The sequence below is a fragment of the Flavobacterium sp. YO64 genome (genome assembly GCF_004119505.1).
Classification (GTDB): domain Bacteria; phylum Bacteroidota; class Bacteroidia; order Flavobacteriales; family Flavobacteriaceae; genus Flavobacterium; species Flavobacterium oncorhynchi.
This window is the reverse complement of the sequence record NZ_NRQV01000037.1, coordinates 19,716-35,535: the sequence shown is the minus strand read 5'-3', so window position 1 is coordinate 35,535 and position 15,820 is coordinate 19,716. Positions and strand designations below refer to the sequence as shown.

Genomic DNA, 15,820 nt, shown 5'->3' with positions numbered 1-15,820 from the left:
GTTTAAAATAATATTTGAACTAAAAAAATTATATTTTGAAAACAACCGAAAGCATATCGTATTACATTCTTCCTAAAAAATATACCTATAACACATTTTGTTATATGTGCTTCTGTTGCTAATTCCCAAGGCAAATTATTCGTTTACAATAGATTAATTTTAAAATCTAATATAAAACGAGACTTTTAAATTTCACCACCACTATTACCATTTTATATTCCAAACCTCTATTTGCGGCACTAAACTGCTTCGGAAAGATCTTTGAATATATCTCAATTTTAAAAAAGAAAATAATTAACAACTAAAAAAACTAAAATGAAAATGATGCAAACCTGCTGCTGTAAATAAAAAAAGCCATTTCTGCGGCAACAGAAATGGCGAGGCTTAAAGAATATTTATCACTAGATCAAGGACACATTAGAGAGTTGAAAAATCAACTTTCAGGGCGCCTTGTTAATTACTAAAAACCATTACAAAGAAATGAAAAAAAATATAAATCTCATTTTATGGGTTACCTTTTTGTTAACATCCCTGCAATTTCAGGCTCAAAATACAAAACCGTTAATACAATCTAAACTCGACGGAACTGTAATTGACGACATTACAAATCAGCCCATCATTGGGGCATCAATAAACATTAAAGGTACAACCCACGGCGTTGTAACAGATGCTGAAGGAAAATTCTACTTTCAAACTGGTCAAAAACTGCCTTATACTTTAATTGTAACCTACATAGGGTATAAAAAATTAGAAATAATTGTAGACAAAAATCCTGTAATTATTCATTTAAAAGAGGAACGACAAGAACTAGACGAATTAGTAGTTGTTGGATACGGAACTCAAAAAAGAAAAGATATTACGGGTTCAGTAGCCTCTGTGCCAAAAGCAAATCTATCTCAAGTAACCTCATCTGCAGATAATTTATTAAGAGGTGCTGTTGCAGGAGTTGTGGTAACGCAAAGCTCAGGAAGACCTGGCGCATCATCAAGTGTACGTATTAGAGGAGGAAACTCAATAACGGCGGGTAACGAACCTCTTTATGTTGTAGATGGAATTTTAATTTACAATGACAACAGCAACAGTTCGGCAGGAGTATCATTTGCAGGCGCCAGCTTAAATGTACTGTCAACTATAAATCCTGCCGATATAGAATCTATTGAGGTGCTAAAAGATGCTTCGGCTACAGCTATTTATGGTTCTAGAGGTGCAAATGGTGTCGTTATAATTACGACTAAAAAGGGAACAAAAGGACAGGATAATATTTCGTATCAAGGTTATTTTGGATTTCAAAATGTTTCGAAAAAACTTAACATAATGAATGCCAGTGAATGGGCAAGTTTACGAAATGATGTTCAGGCAAGTATTGGACAAGCTCCTTCATTTTCGCCTGCGCAAATAGAAGCTTTTAAAAACTCTGGAAGTTACGATTGGCAATCAGCAGCTTTTAGAACTGCGGCTCCTGTGCAAAACCATCAATTGTCATTTTCTGGAGGTGACGAAAAATCTAGATATGCAGTTTCTGCAGGATATTTTGATCAAGAAGGAATCGTTTTGGGATCTGATTTTAAACGTATTTCACTTCGTATAAACTATGAAAGAAACTATTCTCAGAATTTTAAATTTGGAGTAAACGCAAATTACAGCAATTCGGTTTCAAATGGAGTTGGTACAAATGGCGGTGCTGGTGCAGGAAGAAACCCAAATCCAATTGTTAGCGTTTTACTGACTGCTCCTGTCGTTCCTATTAAAAATGCTGACGGAAGTTACAATGTAACCAATAATCCTTATGCAACTTCTGTAAATGGTTTTGTTCCAAATCCAATTAATGATTTAGACAACACTATTAACGAAACTAAAATCAATAGAATTTTAACCAGCTTATTTGGTGAATACAAAATAACCAAAAAATTAGTGGCAAAAGTTGCGGTAAGCGGTGACGTAATTGGGACGAAACAAAATTATTATGCTCCAGCCAATACAACAACTGGAGCGGGAACAAAAGGACTAGCATCTGTTGGTGACAGAACAGTAAGTTCAGTTTTAAATGAAAACACATTAAACTATAACACCAATTTTGGAGAAAACCATAAGTTTTCGGTTTTAGGTGGATACACACTTCAGTACACTAAAGGCGAAGTAGTTAATACAGGCGCAAATACTTTTATAAATGATGCCAATACTTACAATGCACTTCAAGATGGTGTAGCTGTAAAACCATATAGTGATGCTTTTGAAAGTGTTTTGAAATCATGGTTAACGAGAGTAAATTATTCGTACAGAGGAAAATACAATTTTACATTATCAGCTCGTGCAGATGGTTCGTCTAGATTTGGATCAGAATCACTTTGGGGGTACTTTCCTTCTGCAGGATTCTCTTGGAATATTACCGACGAAGAATTTGCAAATAATATTAAAGGCATAACTGAAGCTAAATTAAGAATTACAGCAGGAACAACAGGTAATCAAGAAATTGGAAACTACCTTTCGTTAGCCTCAATGGGTTCTGTAAATTATGCTTTTGGAGGAACATTACAAACTGGTTTAGCTCCTACCCGCTTGGCAAATCCAGATTTGAAATGGGAAAAAACAAATCAATACAATGTTGGATTAGATATATCCTTATTAGATCGAAAAATCAACTTTGTCTTTGATGTTTATTATAAAAAGACAAACGATTTGTTAATCAACGTTCCTGTTCCATTAACCTCTGGATATGCTACGGTATTACAAAACATTGGCGGGGTTGAAAATAAAGGTATCGAGATTGGTTTAACTACTGAAAATATAAAAACAGAGAACTTTTCATGGAACTCAAACATTGTGTTTTCTGCCAATAAAAACGAAGTAACAGCCATAGGAAATGGTGTTGACCAATTTTTTCCAGTTGTGCCAAATGGTTCTTTATTGCAGCAGCAGCCTGTAATTGTAAAAGTTGGAAAACCTCTGGGAACTTTCTGGGGATACAAGACAAACGGTATTTTTCAAACGCAGGAAGAGGTAAATACACAGCCAAAAATAAACAGTTTAGCCAATACAAAAGTGGGAGACAGAAGATATGTTGATACTAATGGCGATGGCGTTATTACAGCTCTTGACAAAGGAGATCTTGGAACATCTCAGCCAAAATTTGTTGGAAGTTTCAGCAATACAATTTCATACAACGACTTCGATTTGAATTTCTCTTTTCAAGGATCGTATGGCGGAAAAGTGTTTAATGCTTTAAACCAACAATTAGAAATTTCGACTCTTGGTACAAACGCGGCTACAACTTTAGTCGATCGCTGGACACCAACAAATCCAAGCAACGAAATACCTAGAGCGTCAAGTTCTCCTTTAGGGATAGTTTCTGAACGTTATGTTGAAGATGCTTCTTTCTTACGATTAAAATTAATTACGCTTGGCTACACTTTACCCAAGAGTGTTTCTAAAAAATTGGGCACCAAAAGCGTAAAGTTTTATGTCTCTGCCGAAAATCTAATTACATGGACAAAATACACTGGCTATGATCCAGAGGTAAGTTCATACGAACAAAATAACTTATATCCGGGAATTGACTTTGGATCGTATCCAAACTCAAAAACATTCATCTCCGGCTTGAACGTAACTTTCTAAGTAAAAAAAATATAAAATGAAAAAGATTATTATAACATTCCTTTTAAGTGCCGGACTACTGGTATCGTGCACTGAGCTGGAGGTAACACCAACCTCTTTTGTAACCGAAGACAACTATTTTAAAACCCAAGACGATGCCATTGCAAGTGTAACCGCAGTTTATGCTTCTTTAAGCCTTGATCCGGGAGAACAAAGTTTATTTGGTCGAAACCTTTATTTCCTAACTGATATGGCTTCAGATTATGCAGCTGCCGGAGTTTCAGCAACAAATCCGCAGGTTCGAGCATTAAGCAGTTTAACACACGATGCAACTTCAGATCGTGTTCAAGTCGCTTGGCGTCAAATTTATGCTGGAATAAACAGAGCCAATGTTTCAATCGATAACATTTCGAAAGTATCTGGTTCAGAAGTTGTTAAAACGAGATTAATCAACGAATCTAAATTTATTAGAGCCTTATTATACTTTCAAGCAGTTCGTCTTTGGGGCGCAGTTCCAATCGTTTTGCATGAACCAACTTCTATTCAATTACAAAGTTTAAAAGCAAACAGAGCTCCGGTTGAAGAAGTATATGCACAAATTATTGCCGATTTAAAAGATGCTGAAAGTCTGCCACCAACTTACCCAGCTTCTGATGCCGGCCGCGCAACGTCTGGAGCTGCAAAAGCTATTTTGGCTAAAGTGTATTTAACTAGAAAAGATTGGCCAAATGCCGTTTTAAAAGCACGAGAAGTTATAAACGGCGGTTATGGATATGCATTGTTTGAAAGCTTTCAAGACATCTTTACGAAAACTAAAAAGAACGGAAAAGAGCATATTTTCTCTGTTCAATTTGAACCAAATCAAGCAGGAAACGGATCTAGCGGAAGTACTTTTCAAGCCACTTCTTTCACGGGATTTACTGCTACAGAACCTGCTGACATTATTTCGGATGTAGCCTTGTTCTATGATATTTATGCTGTTGGAGATACAAGAAGAGATGTCAGCTATGCAAAACAATTGCCTAATCCAGCAACGGGAACTTTGTACACTTTTCCTAAACCAATTTTCAAAAAGTATCTGGACTTAACCAATCTGGCAACTCCGGGTAACGTAGCAATCAACTTTCCTGTAATTCGCTATGCCGATATTTTATTATCTCTGGCAGAAGCAATCAATGAGCAGGGAACTCCAACTCCTGAAGCTTACGAATTAATTAATCAAGTAAGAAGAAGAGCTTTTGGCAAACCTATTACGACTCCTGATGCAACAGTAGATTTAAAAGGTTTAACACAAACAACGTTTAGAGCAGCCATACAAGAAGAGCGCAAAAAAGAATTTGTTCAAGAAGGACAGCGATGGTTTGATTTAGTGCGATGGGGAACTCTGGTTACCGAAGTTAAAAAAGTAACCGCCAAAAACTCCGTTTCAGAAAGAAATAATCTTTATCCGATTCCGCAAAGCGAGCGAAATATTAACCCTGACGGCTTACCACAAAACCCTGGATATTAATTAACATATAACCAAAAAACGAAGTAAAAATGAAAAATTCAAAAAATAACATCACAATCAAAAGTCCAAAAAAAGGGCTTTTGATTACTGCATTACTTATCGCACAATTCGGTTTTAGCCAAACAAATCCTAATGCTGAATTTAAAGGTGTAATTGGCAAAACTTTAGCCGAGTCTAAAGAATACTGGCCAGATCCTGTAAAAGCTCCTAAAGGCGCTCCAAACATTGTTTGGATATTATTAGACGATGTAGGTTTTGGAGCGTCAAGTGCTTTTGGCGGATTAATTCAAACTCCAACATTTGACAATTTGGCTAATAATGGTTTGCGTTACACCAACTTTCACACTACAGCAATTTGTGCTCCTACCCGTGCGGCATTATTAACGGGAAGAAACTCTGCAAGAGTTCACGTAAGCGGTTTTTCTCATACCGTAATGTCAGCAGGTTTCCCAGGATGGGACGGCCGTATTCCTTCTGATAAAGGAACGATCGCAGAAATTTTACGCGACAATGGTTACAACACATTTGCAGTTGGTAAATATGGCGTTACTCCAGATGAAGAAGCTACAGATGCGGGACCATTTGACAGATGGCCGACAGGAAAAGGTTTCGAACATTTTTACGGATTCTTAGGTTCGCAAACCGATCAATACAATCCTGATTTAGTAGAAGATCAGGTTCATATTAAGCCTGACGGACGCCATTTAAGTGAGTTAATTACAGATAAAGCAATCAGTTATATTCAAAAACAACAAAAAGCAGCACCCGGAAAGCCATTCTTTTTATACTATGCACCGGGCGCAGTTCATGCACCACATCAGGTTGCTGAAAAATGGAGCGATGCTTACAAAGGAAAATTTGATGAAGGTTACGACGCTTACCGCGAAAAAGTATTAGCTAACCAAAAGAAACTAGGCGTAGTTCCTGCAAATGCCGTTTTGCCAGAGCGCAACCCATTAATTACAGATTGGAAAAAACTAACGCCAGATCAAAAGAAAGTATATGCTAGATTCATGGAAGTATATGCAGGTTATTTAACCTATACAGATTACGAAATTGGAAGAGTTGTAAATTATTTAAAAGAAAGCAATCAATTAGACAATACTTTGATTTTTGTCGCTATTGGAGATAATGGAGCTAGTAAAGAAGGGACTTTACAAGGTACAATTAATCAAAGTTTATTCTCTCAAGGAAAATCTGATGAGCAAAATCTGCAAAGCAATTTAGATAATATTGGAGAAATTGGAACTGCAAAAGGTTTAAATACCAATTATCCTTTAGGATGGGCACAGGCAACAAATGTTCCTTTTAAAAACTGGAAACAAGACGCACATTCTGAAGGAGGAACGCGTAATCCGCTTATTGTATTTTATCCAAACGGAATTAAAGACAAAGGCGGTATTAGAAATCAATACAGCCATGTAACCGATTTGCTTCCAACAACTTTAGATATTGCCGGGATAAAAGCGCCGGAATATATTCGCGAAATTAAACAGGATATTATTCAAGGTTCGTCATTTCAAGCTTCTTTAGACAATCCAAAAGCCGAGTCGCTGCACAAAGTTCAATATTATTACATTTTTGGAAACAGAGCTATTTATAAAGACGGATGGAAAGCTGCCGCAGCTCATTTACCAGATTCATTTGCCTTGAAAAGCTCTTTAGGCAAAAATGAAAAACCAGAACCAAGCAATTTCGATAATGATGTTTGGGAATTGTACAATCTGAACGAAGATTTTAATGAGCGCAATAATCTCGCAAAAAAGTATCCAGAAAAATTAGCCGAGCTTAAAAAACTATTTGATGAGCAGGCAAAAGAAAATAATCTTTATCCACTGATTGACTGGCAGGACGTTTTTAACCGTAGAATTCATAATAACGGTCAAGACAAAGGCAAAACCTTGCAGGAACTTGCTAGAAAAGCAACACAATCAGGTTCTGGAGCAACACACTAAAAATAGTAATCAAGTCTTTTTACAAAACTAAAAGACCTGATTCAATTTTGAAATCAAAAAAATAAAACAGCATGAAACTAGTAGATTATATCATTATAGGAAAAAAGATTGTCGTAGGCACAATCCTATTTTTAGTTCCGCTGGCCATATTAGCTGGAGGACTGGCAGTAATTAATCAATTTTTAAAATAAAAAATCATGGCAGCAGTACAAAACTCAAAACTAACAAGAGATTTAGCCATCAGCCTTTTGTTATACACATTGCCCGTTTTGGCAATATATTTATATTTCAAGTTAAGTAATAATCCCGTAACGGAATCGCATCTTACGATACCTTCATTTTTAGAATTTGCAAAACCAGCTTTCGCCAATATCAGAACTTGGGGATTAACTGTTTTCATGCTTGTTCTGGGAGTTATAGAATTTGCAGCGGGTTTATATGACGATCAATGGACGGGTGAAGAACGCAAAATAGATATTGTTTCTTTCTTGGCGCCAAAATTACTTTTACCGCCCATTATTGCCTTTTTCAGCTTAACCGTTTTACCTTTTTTAATTCCAAATCTTGAAAACTCATTATCATGGGTTCCGTTTTGGGGAGCATTTTTCTTAATTGCCGTAGCCGATGATTTAACGCAATATTGGTACCATAGACTTCACCATCAAGTGCCTTTTTTATGGCGTTTTCATAGAACACATCATTCTGCTCCTTATATGGGAATGGCGATGCTTTCTAGACAAAACTTCATTTATACAGTGTTTTTCTCTCAAATATATTTAACCGCAACTTTAACCTATTTAGGTTTAGGTTTGCCCGCTTTATTTGTCTTAGTAATAAAAAGTTTTATCACACTTGGCGCACACTCAAGTATTGCCTGGGATAAACCGCTTTACAAATACAAAGTGCTTCATCCTATTGCTTGGGTTTTAGAACGCTTAATTTCTACGCCTGCTACACATCATGCACATCACGCAGATACAAGCGGAGACGGTATTGGACATTTTAAAGGAAACTTTGGAAATATGTTTTTCATTTGGGATGTGATTTTTGGAACTGGTTTAATTACCCGAAAATTTCCAAAATCGTACGGAATCAAATCCTACAAACAAGAAGAATGGTATGCACAGTTTTTATGGCCGATATTCAAATCTAAAAAAGAAGGAAGCGCTTTGGCAGAAGGAGTTTTATCCGTTCCGTTAAAACCGAAACCAGTTTTAGCTGCAGATACTCCTACTCCAATTTTAGAACAAGTTCAATCTTAAAAAAACAAAGTTAAGCAGTGCATTCAAAATTTAACTTGAATACACTGCTTACTTTTTAAAACTACTAATCATGAAAAATAAAACATTAAGAAACAGCATTGTATCTCTATTATTGCTTTTTACCTTTATAGGGTTTTCACAAAACAAAAGTTCAAATACTATTTCATTAGAGCAGTTTTATGCAAAAATTAAAGCCGAAAAAAATCCGCAAATAATCGATGCCAGAGGTTCTGATGAATTTGCTTTAAATCATATTATTGGCGCCGTAAATTTTAATCTGGAGTCAAAAGATTATGCAGAACAAATAGCAAAACTAGATAAAACAAAACCTGTATTTACGTATTCTATTGGTGCAGGAAGAAGCGTTTGGCTTGCTGATGATTTATTAAAAAAAGGTTTTAAAGAAGCTTATAGTTTAGAAGGCGGAATTGCAAACTGGATTGGTAACGGAAAACCTTTCTTTTCTAATTCTAAAAGCAAATTAACGCTCGCAGAATACAAAAAAATCATTGCCGAAAACAAAGATGTTTTAGTAGATATAGGTTCCGTTTATTGCGGTGCCTGCAAAAAAGTAAAACCAATTTTAGAAACTATTAAAGCACAATATGGCAATACTTTAAAAATCGTAGAAATCGATCTTGAAGACAGTCCGCAGGTAATTGCCGACTTAAAAACAATAAAAGTTTTCCCGACTTTGATTTTATACAAAAACGGAAAAATTATATTTAAAAAAGAAGGTTCAGCTGATTTAAGAAACGATGTTGATGCGGCTTTAGCTTCTAGATAATATTTTTTAACACATAGAAACATAGATTTAAAATTCAGCTTAAAGATCATTTAAAGAAATCACGATTTCTTCATATAATGCTATGCGTTTTATTTCAAGTGAAACGTCTTTTTCCAGCACTCTAATACTATGTTTCTACCTGTTTAAAAACAATGTTTTCAAACTTCAAACAGCATTAAAACTAACCTTATGGCAGCCTATAAAAAAACAACCAAGATTATAATATCCATTTTAATAGTGCTTCTTATTTTCGCAGCATTTTTATTCTGGCCCATCAATACGGACGGAACTCTAATTCAACCAGACAAAAAACTGCTTGAAGGAAAAGCAGCATTTCTAGCTCAAAAAGTTTCAGCAGACAGTTCCTTCAGAAAGCCAAATATCATTATTCTCCTTGCTGATGATTTAGGAAAATATGATATTTCGTTGTACGGAGGAAAATCTACACCAACCCCAAATATCGATTCTCTGGCAGCATCGGGAGTTACATTTCAAGACGGTTATGTTTCGGCTTCTATTTGTTCGCCGTCGCGAGCGGGAATTTTAACGGGGCGTTATCAGGAACGTTTTGGACATGAATATCAACCCGGAGATCGTTATCCTAAAAACAACTTAGAATATTATGGTTTTAAATATTTAATCAATACCAATAACTGGCGGTTAAATCCAAAAATAAAGTATCCGAATGATGCTTCGATAGCCACTCAAGGTTTACCACAATCCGAAATTACATTTGCTGATCTTGCCAAAAAACAAGGTTACAGCACCGCAATTATTGGTAAATGGCATCTTGGACACAATAAAGGATTTTTTCCTTTAGATCGTGGTTTTGATTACCATTACGGATTTTATCAAGCGTTTTCACTTTATACTCCCGAAGATGACAATCCAGATATTATTAACCATCATCATAAAGATTTTACCGATAAAATGATTTGGGGAAAAGGTCGTGTCGGCATTGGACAAATTCGTCGTGATACTACAATAGTTCATAATAAAGCGTATTTAACTGAAACTTTTGCAGATGAAGCTGAAGCTTTTATTGATAAAAATAAAACGAAACCTTTCTTGCTTTATGTTCCGTTCAATGCGCCGCACACGCCATTTCAAGTTCGTAAAAAATATTACGATCGTTTCCCGAATGTGAAAGACGAAAACAAACGTGTTTATTTTGCTATGATCAGTGCGCTTGATGATGCCATAGGCAGAATTAGAGCCAAAGTAAAAAAAGAAGGTCTCGAAGATAATACACTAATCTTTTTTGCCAGTGATAATGGCGGAGCCGATTATACTTTTGCCACTACAAACGCTCCATTAAAAGCGGGAAAATTTTCTCATTTTGAAGGCGGAGTAAACGTTCCCTTTGCACTTTCGTGGAAAGGAAAAATCAAGCCGCACACAATCTATAAAACTCCTGTAAGCACATTGGATATTTTTAGCACGATTGCCGCTGCCATACATTCAGATTTACCAAAAGACCGAGTTTATGATGGTGTTGATTTAGTAAAAACTGTAAATGAAAACAAAGTCGCACACAAAGATTTATACTGGCGTTCCGGCGATGCAAAAGCTATAAGAAGCGGCGATTGGAAATTAATCATAAGCGGAAAAACGCATGAAAAATGGCTTTATAATTTATCAAAAGACAAATCTGAAACAACAGATTTAGCAGTAAAAAATCCTGAAAAAGTAAAGGAACTACAACTTGCTTTACAAAACTGGGAAAAGGGTTTGATAAACCCCTTATGGCCAAATCTAACTTATTATGAATTTGATTTTGGCAAACAAAAATACTTTGTCGATTTGTAATTCTATTCCTGTATAATCCTATAAAATCATACAAGAAAATCAATAATTATCAATTACCTCCAGCTTTAGCTGGAGGTTCAAAATTGGAAAAAGAAAAGGCTTTAGCCAAACTTTCTATTCGGCTAAAGCCTTTTATCCATAAACTTATTCCTCCAGCTAAAGCTGGAGGCAATTCAAAAAAAGCAACAACAAATAAACACCTAACAAATTTTGAAAACCTGTTAGGATAATAAAATAAACAATGTCAACCCAAACCAAAACATTCACCATTCACGAAGATTGGACAGTCGTTATTCTCGGATTTATAATAATCGGACTTTCGCTATTTGTTTTTCTTCCCGAAGTTCCCGTTTTCAAATGGTCAAATCAAACGGATTTACTCGCTGATGTTTTCGACTCTGCAAACCTCAAAATCCTCTTATTTCAATTTTTATATCTCATTATCATTGGAGCACTTGGAGCCTTTTTAATCGGGAAATCAGTAAAACATTTTCTATTAGGATTTCCCATAGTTTATCTATTAACCGTTATTGCGCTCATCATTGCTGGAAATACCGAAGTAAAAGGACTTAATCTCGAAGCCGTAATTTTTAGTTTAATTATTGGTTTAGCCATCAGTAATTTTTTCAAACTTCCCGATTGGTTCAAATCGGCACTTTCTACCGAAGTATTTGTCAAAATCGGATTGGTTTTATTAGGAACCAGCGTTATTTTTTCAGACATTTTAAAAGCAGGTTCATTAGGATTAATTCAGGCTCTAGTAGTCGTTTTATCCGTTTGGTATTTTGCTTTTTGGCTGTGTAAAAAACTAAAAGTCGACGATGAACTTACAATGATGATTTCGAGTGCCGTTTCGATTTGCGGAGTTTCTGCAGCGATCGCGACCTCAGGAGCCATCAAAGGAGATTCAAAAAAGCTTTCTTATGTCATTTCGATTGTATTGGTAACCGCCATTCCCATGATGATTTTTATGCCCATAATTGCCAAATATTTCAATTTTCCCGAAGAAGTTACCGGAGCATGGCTCGGCGGAAGCATTGATACTTCGGGCGCAGTTGTGGCTTCGGGTTCATTAGTTGGCGAAACCGCTTTAAAAATCAGCACCATTGTAAAATTCTCTCAAAACGTATTATTAGGAATTGCTGCATTTGCCATATCGGTTTATTGGACGTATTCGCATAATTCTTCTGCTGAAACTGCAGCATCTAAACCAACTTTAAAAGTAATCTGGGAACGTTTTCCTAAATTCGTAATTGGTTTTATTGCAGCATCTTTACTCTTTTCTTTCCTGCTTACAGCCGAAACTAGAGATGAAGTAAAAGACAGTTTGAAAAATCTACAGGGAATTTGGTTTGCCTTAGCTTTTACAAGTATTGGTCTCGAAACCAATTTTAAAGATTTATTAAACAACAACAGCCGAAAACCTTTATATGCATTTTTAATCGCACAATTATTCAATGTGATTATAACGCTGCTTATTGCTTTTTTACTGTTTAGTAAATGATTTAATCCTAAATTTTTATTTTTTTAGCACATAGAAACATAGTTTGGATTGTTTATGAAAGTCGTTTCACTCAAAATAAAACATATAGCCAATAATAAAAAACAACAGCCATTATTGTTATCGCCAAGCATAACAGAATGAGCTAACTAGCATGATTATAAGCATTATAAAAGTTTCACCAGCCATTTCCAATGCATTAAAATATCAACTCAAATGAAAAAAACACTTATTACACTAAATCTCCTGTTCGTCGCAGCAGCTTTAGTTTCGGCACAAAACAAAACAACTCTAGAAACCACAAAACCCAATATTATTTTAATAATGGTTGATGATATGGGCTATTCTGATTTAGGAAATTATGGTTCCGAAATTAAAACACCCAATCTGGATAAACTCGCCAGCGAAGGTTTGCGCTTACGCGAATTTTACAATAACTCGATTTGCGCACCAACGCGCGGTTCCTTACTTACGGGACAATATCAGCATAAAGCGGGAATGGGATTTTTTGATGTCAATTTAGGATTTCCTGCTTACCAAGGTTATTTAAATAAAGAATCATTGACTTTAGGAGAGGTTTTTCGTTCCGGCGGTTATAGCACTTTACTTTCTGGAAAATGGCACGTAGGATCTGAAGATCAATCGCAATGGCCAAACCAAAGAGGTTTTGATAAATTTTATGGTATTTTAAAAGGTGCTTCAAACTATTTTGATACCAAACCGCTGCCTTTTGGAAAAACGCCATACCCTGTAAAATTAATTCGCAATAATGAAGAATTACATCCAAAAGATGATTCGTATTATTTTACAGATGAAATAGGAAATAATGCTGTCACTTTTCTTGATGAGCAAAACAAAGAGAACAAACCCTTCTTTTTGTATCTCGCTTTTACAGCTCCGCATTGGCCTTTGCAGGCAAAACCGGTTGATATTGCCAAATACAGAGGGAAATTTGACGAGGGCTGGGATGTTTTAAGAGAAAAAAGAATTGAAAAACTTAAAGCAAACGGAATTTTACCTGCCAATCAAACCGTTGCTCCTAGAGATCCAGAAGTTCCTGAATGGAGTAAATTGTCGTATGATGAAAAACAATTTTGGAAAGCAAAAATGGAGGTTTACGCCGCGATGGTCGACAACATGGATCAAAATGTGGGGAAAGTTTTAAACAAATTAAAAGCTTTAAAAAAGGATAAAAACACTCTAATTATTTTTATTTCAGACAATGGTGCTCAAGGCGGTTTTAATACTTACAATCCCTTAGGGCGAGGTTTAGTTCGAAATGACGGGCCGGTTGGAACTTCGGGATCGTTTGATTATCAAGAGCAAAACTGGGCGTACTTGTCGAATACACCACTGCAGCAGTATAAAAACAATATGCACGAAGGTGGTTTTAGTTCGCCGTTTATCGCTTGGTATCCATCAAAAATAAAAGCAGGACGAATCGATAAAGGAACGGGACATATTATTGACCTTGCTCCTACTTTTTATGAATTGGCAGGAATTACTTATCCCGCTGCTTATAATGGCGTAAACTCAAATCCGTTAGCGGGGAAAAGTTTGCTTCCAGTTTTGTTCGACAATGTTTCCGAAGTAAATCGAGGTGCTCCACTATTTTGGGAAAGAGCTGGAAACAGAGCGGTAAGAGAAGGAAAATGGAAACTGGTTTCGACATATCCTGCCTATCAATGGGAACTTTACAATCTTGAAACAGATCGCGGCGAAACAAATAATGTAGCACAGCAAAACCCTGGAATTGTAAATGATCTCTCAGCAAAATATTTTGACTGGGCTGATAAAACAGGTGTTGTTGAATACAGTAAGTTTAAATTAAAAACAGAAGTTATGCCCGGCGGTGCCTCGTTAAAAAAATGATTTTTTTTTAAAATTAAAAACGGATTGAGCCTGATTTTTCTACCAGCTAGAACTTTCATTAACTAATTTAAAGATCAAAACAGCAGTTTTTGCATTTCATAAAACATTAAAAGACAGAAAAATAAGTAAAAAAAGATCTCCCAAACTTATTTTTTTGTCTTTTTTTATTTCAATTAATAATTTCATAAACAACTATAAACCAATTGATTAAATACAAATTTCAATCGTTTTATAAGTATCTGTTTTCTAAACATTTAAATAAAAATTAAAAAACTTTTGGTTTTTATTATATTAAATTTAACTTTGTCTATAGAATTAGTAGAGTTTAAAACTATAAACAACTGTATTTTGAAAACAACCGTTAGCATATCATCTTTTATTCTTCCTAAAAAGTATACCTATAACACTTTTCGTTATATGTGCTTCTGTTGTTAATTCTACATCAACATTTCGTTTTTAATTGTTTTTTCTGCAAAACCTTAAAAACAATTTTCTTAAAACCTTAGGTTTCTTACTGACATAATTCAATCGTTTTGATTCAATATTTTTTGCATCAATAAGGATTCTTGTATCATAACCATAAATCATCAAAATAATAACTAACACCAACAAACATGACAAAAAACAACCATTTCAACTACACGTAAACACGTTTCTGCGGCAACAGAAATGAGACGGAATTAAAGAATATTTATCACTAAAATAAAAGAATGAAAACAAGGGTTTAAACGAACTTCTTTGTGCATTTTTTAATTACAAAACCTATTACCAAGAATGAAAAAAAGTACAAAACTTATTTTATGGATTAGCATTTTGTTTATCTCAGTTGGAATTAAAGCTCAAAACACAGAGCCTACAATTCAATCTAAACTAAATGGAACCATAGTAGATCAAATAACCAATCAGCCTATTATAGGTGCTTCTGTAAACATTAAAGGAACCACTCACGGCGTAGAAACAGATTTAGACGGAAAATTCTATTTTCAAACAGGTCAAAAATTCCCTTACACCTTACAAATCAGCTATATCGGATATCTTTCTAAAGAAGTTATCGTAGATGGAAGTCCAATTGTAATAAAGCTGACTGAACAAGTCGAAAAATTAGACGAGATAGTTGTTGTAGGATACGGAACTTCGGCAAAAAAAACCTTTACAGGTTCTACTGCAAAAATCGATGCTAAACAAATAGCAAATCGTCCAGCACAAAGTTTTGACCAGTTATTGGGCGGTCAAGCATCTGGACTAAATATTGTACAGCCAAGCGGTTCATTAAACAATACTCCAGTTATTAGAATTCGAGGAATAAATTCTATAACCAGTTCGTTGTATCCGCTTATTATTGTTGATGGAGTAACTGTATTTACAGGAACTGCGGGCGGAGCAATTGGCAATAACCCATTGTCAGATATTAATCCGAATGATATTGAATCTATCGATGTTTTAAAAGACGCATCGGCGGCGGCAGTTTATGGTTCGCGTGCAGCAAATGGAGTTATTGTAATTACTACTAAAAAAGGAAAAAAGGAAAAGTAA

10 protein-coding genes are annotated in these 15,820 nt (G+C 35.3%); all 10 read left to right on the top strand.

Translation table 11 applies throughout. The annotated features are described in order from the left end of the window. Positions 1-480: 480 nt before the first annotated feature. The 10 genes from BOW57_RS18505 to BOW57_RS18465 all read left to right on the top strand — a co-directional run bounded on the left by BOW57_RS18505 (position 481) and on the right by BOW57_RS18465 (position 15,820). Complete coding sequence (locus tag BOW57_RS18505; protein WP_129056418.1) at positions 481-3,612, top strand: TonB-dependent receptor; 3,132 nt, start codon at positions 481-483, stop codon at positions 3,610-3,612. A gap of 16 nt (positions 3,613-3,628) precedes the next feature. Continuing rightward, a complete protein-coding gene (locus BOW57_RS18500; RefSeq protein WP_129056416.1) occupies positions 3,629-5,101 on the top strand; it encodes a RagB/SusD family nutrient uptake outer membrane protein in 1,473 nt (490 codons plus the stop codon). Positions 5,102-5,130: 29 nt separating this feature from the next. Beyond that, on the top strand, positions 5,131-7,056 hold the full coding sequence (locus BOW57_RS18495; RefSeq protein WP_129056414.1) for an arylsulfatase: 1,926 nt from the start codon (positions 5,131-5,133) through the stop codon (positions 7,054-7,056). Between the two features lie 197 nt (positions 7,057-7,253). Further along, complete coding sequence (locus tag BOW57_RS18490; protein ID WP_129056412.1) at positions 7,254-8,318, top strand: sterol desaturase family protein; 1,065 nt, start codon at positions 7,254-7,256, stop codon at positions 8,316-8,318. A gap of 70 nt (positions 8,319-8,388) precedes the next feature. Then, positions 8,389-9,105 carry a thioredoxin domain-containing protein gene (locus BOW57_RS18485; RefSeq protein ID WP_129056410.1) on the top strand — a complete coding sequence of 239 codons (717 nt, stop codon included), beginning with the start codon at positions 8,389-8,391 and terminating at the stop codon, positions 9,103-9,105. Positions 9,106-9,294: 189 nt separating this feature from the next. Beyond that, positions 9,295-10,914 (top strand): sulfatase-like hydrolase/transferase, encoded by a 1,620-nt coding sequence (locus BOW57_RS18480; protein ID WP_129056408.1) that lies wholly within the window; start codon positions 9,295-9,297, stop codon positions 10,912-10,914. An 83-nt stretch (positions 10,915-10,997) separates the two neighbouring features. Beyond that, entirely contained in the window at positions 10,998-11,144 is a 147-nt protein-coding gene (locus tag BOW57_RS20680) for a hypothetical protein (RefSeq protein ID WP_164973739.1), read from the top strand. 11 nt (positions 11,145-11,155) lie between these two features. Then, the gene (locus BOW57_RS18475; protein ID WP_129056406.1) at positions 11,156-12,418 is read left to right on the top strand and encodes a YeiH family protein; all 1,263 of its coding nucleotides are present in this window, start codon (positions 11,156-11,158) and stop codon (positions 12,416-12,418) included. 213 nt (positions 12,419-12,631) lie between these two features. After that, the gene (locus BOW57_RS18470; protein ID WP_129056404.1) at positions 12,632-14,287 is read left to right on the top strand and encodes an arylsulfatase; all 1,656 of its coding nucleotides are present in this window, start codon (positions 12,632-12,634) and stop codon (positions 14,285-14,287) included. A 774-nt stretch (positions 14,288-15,061) separates the two neighbouring features. Next, positions 15,062-15,820 (top strand): TonB-dependent receptor plug domain-containing protein, encoded by a 759-nt coding sequence (locus tag BOW57_RS18465; protein ID WP_129056402.1) that lies wholly within the window; start codon positions 15,062-15,064, stop codon positions 15,818-15,820.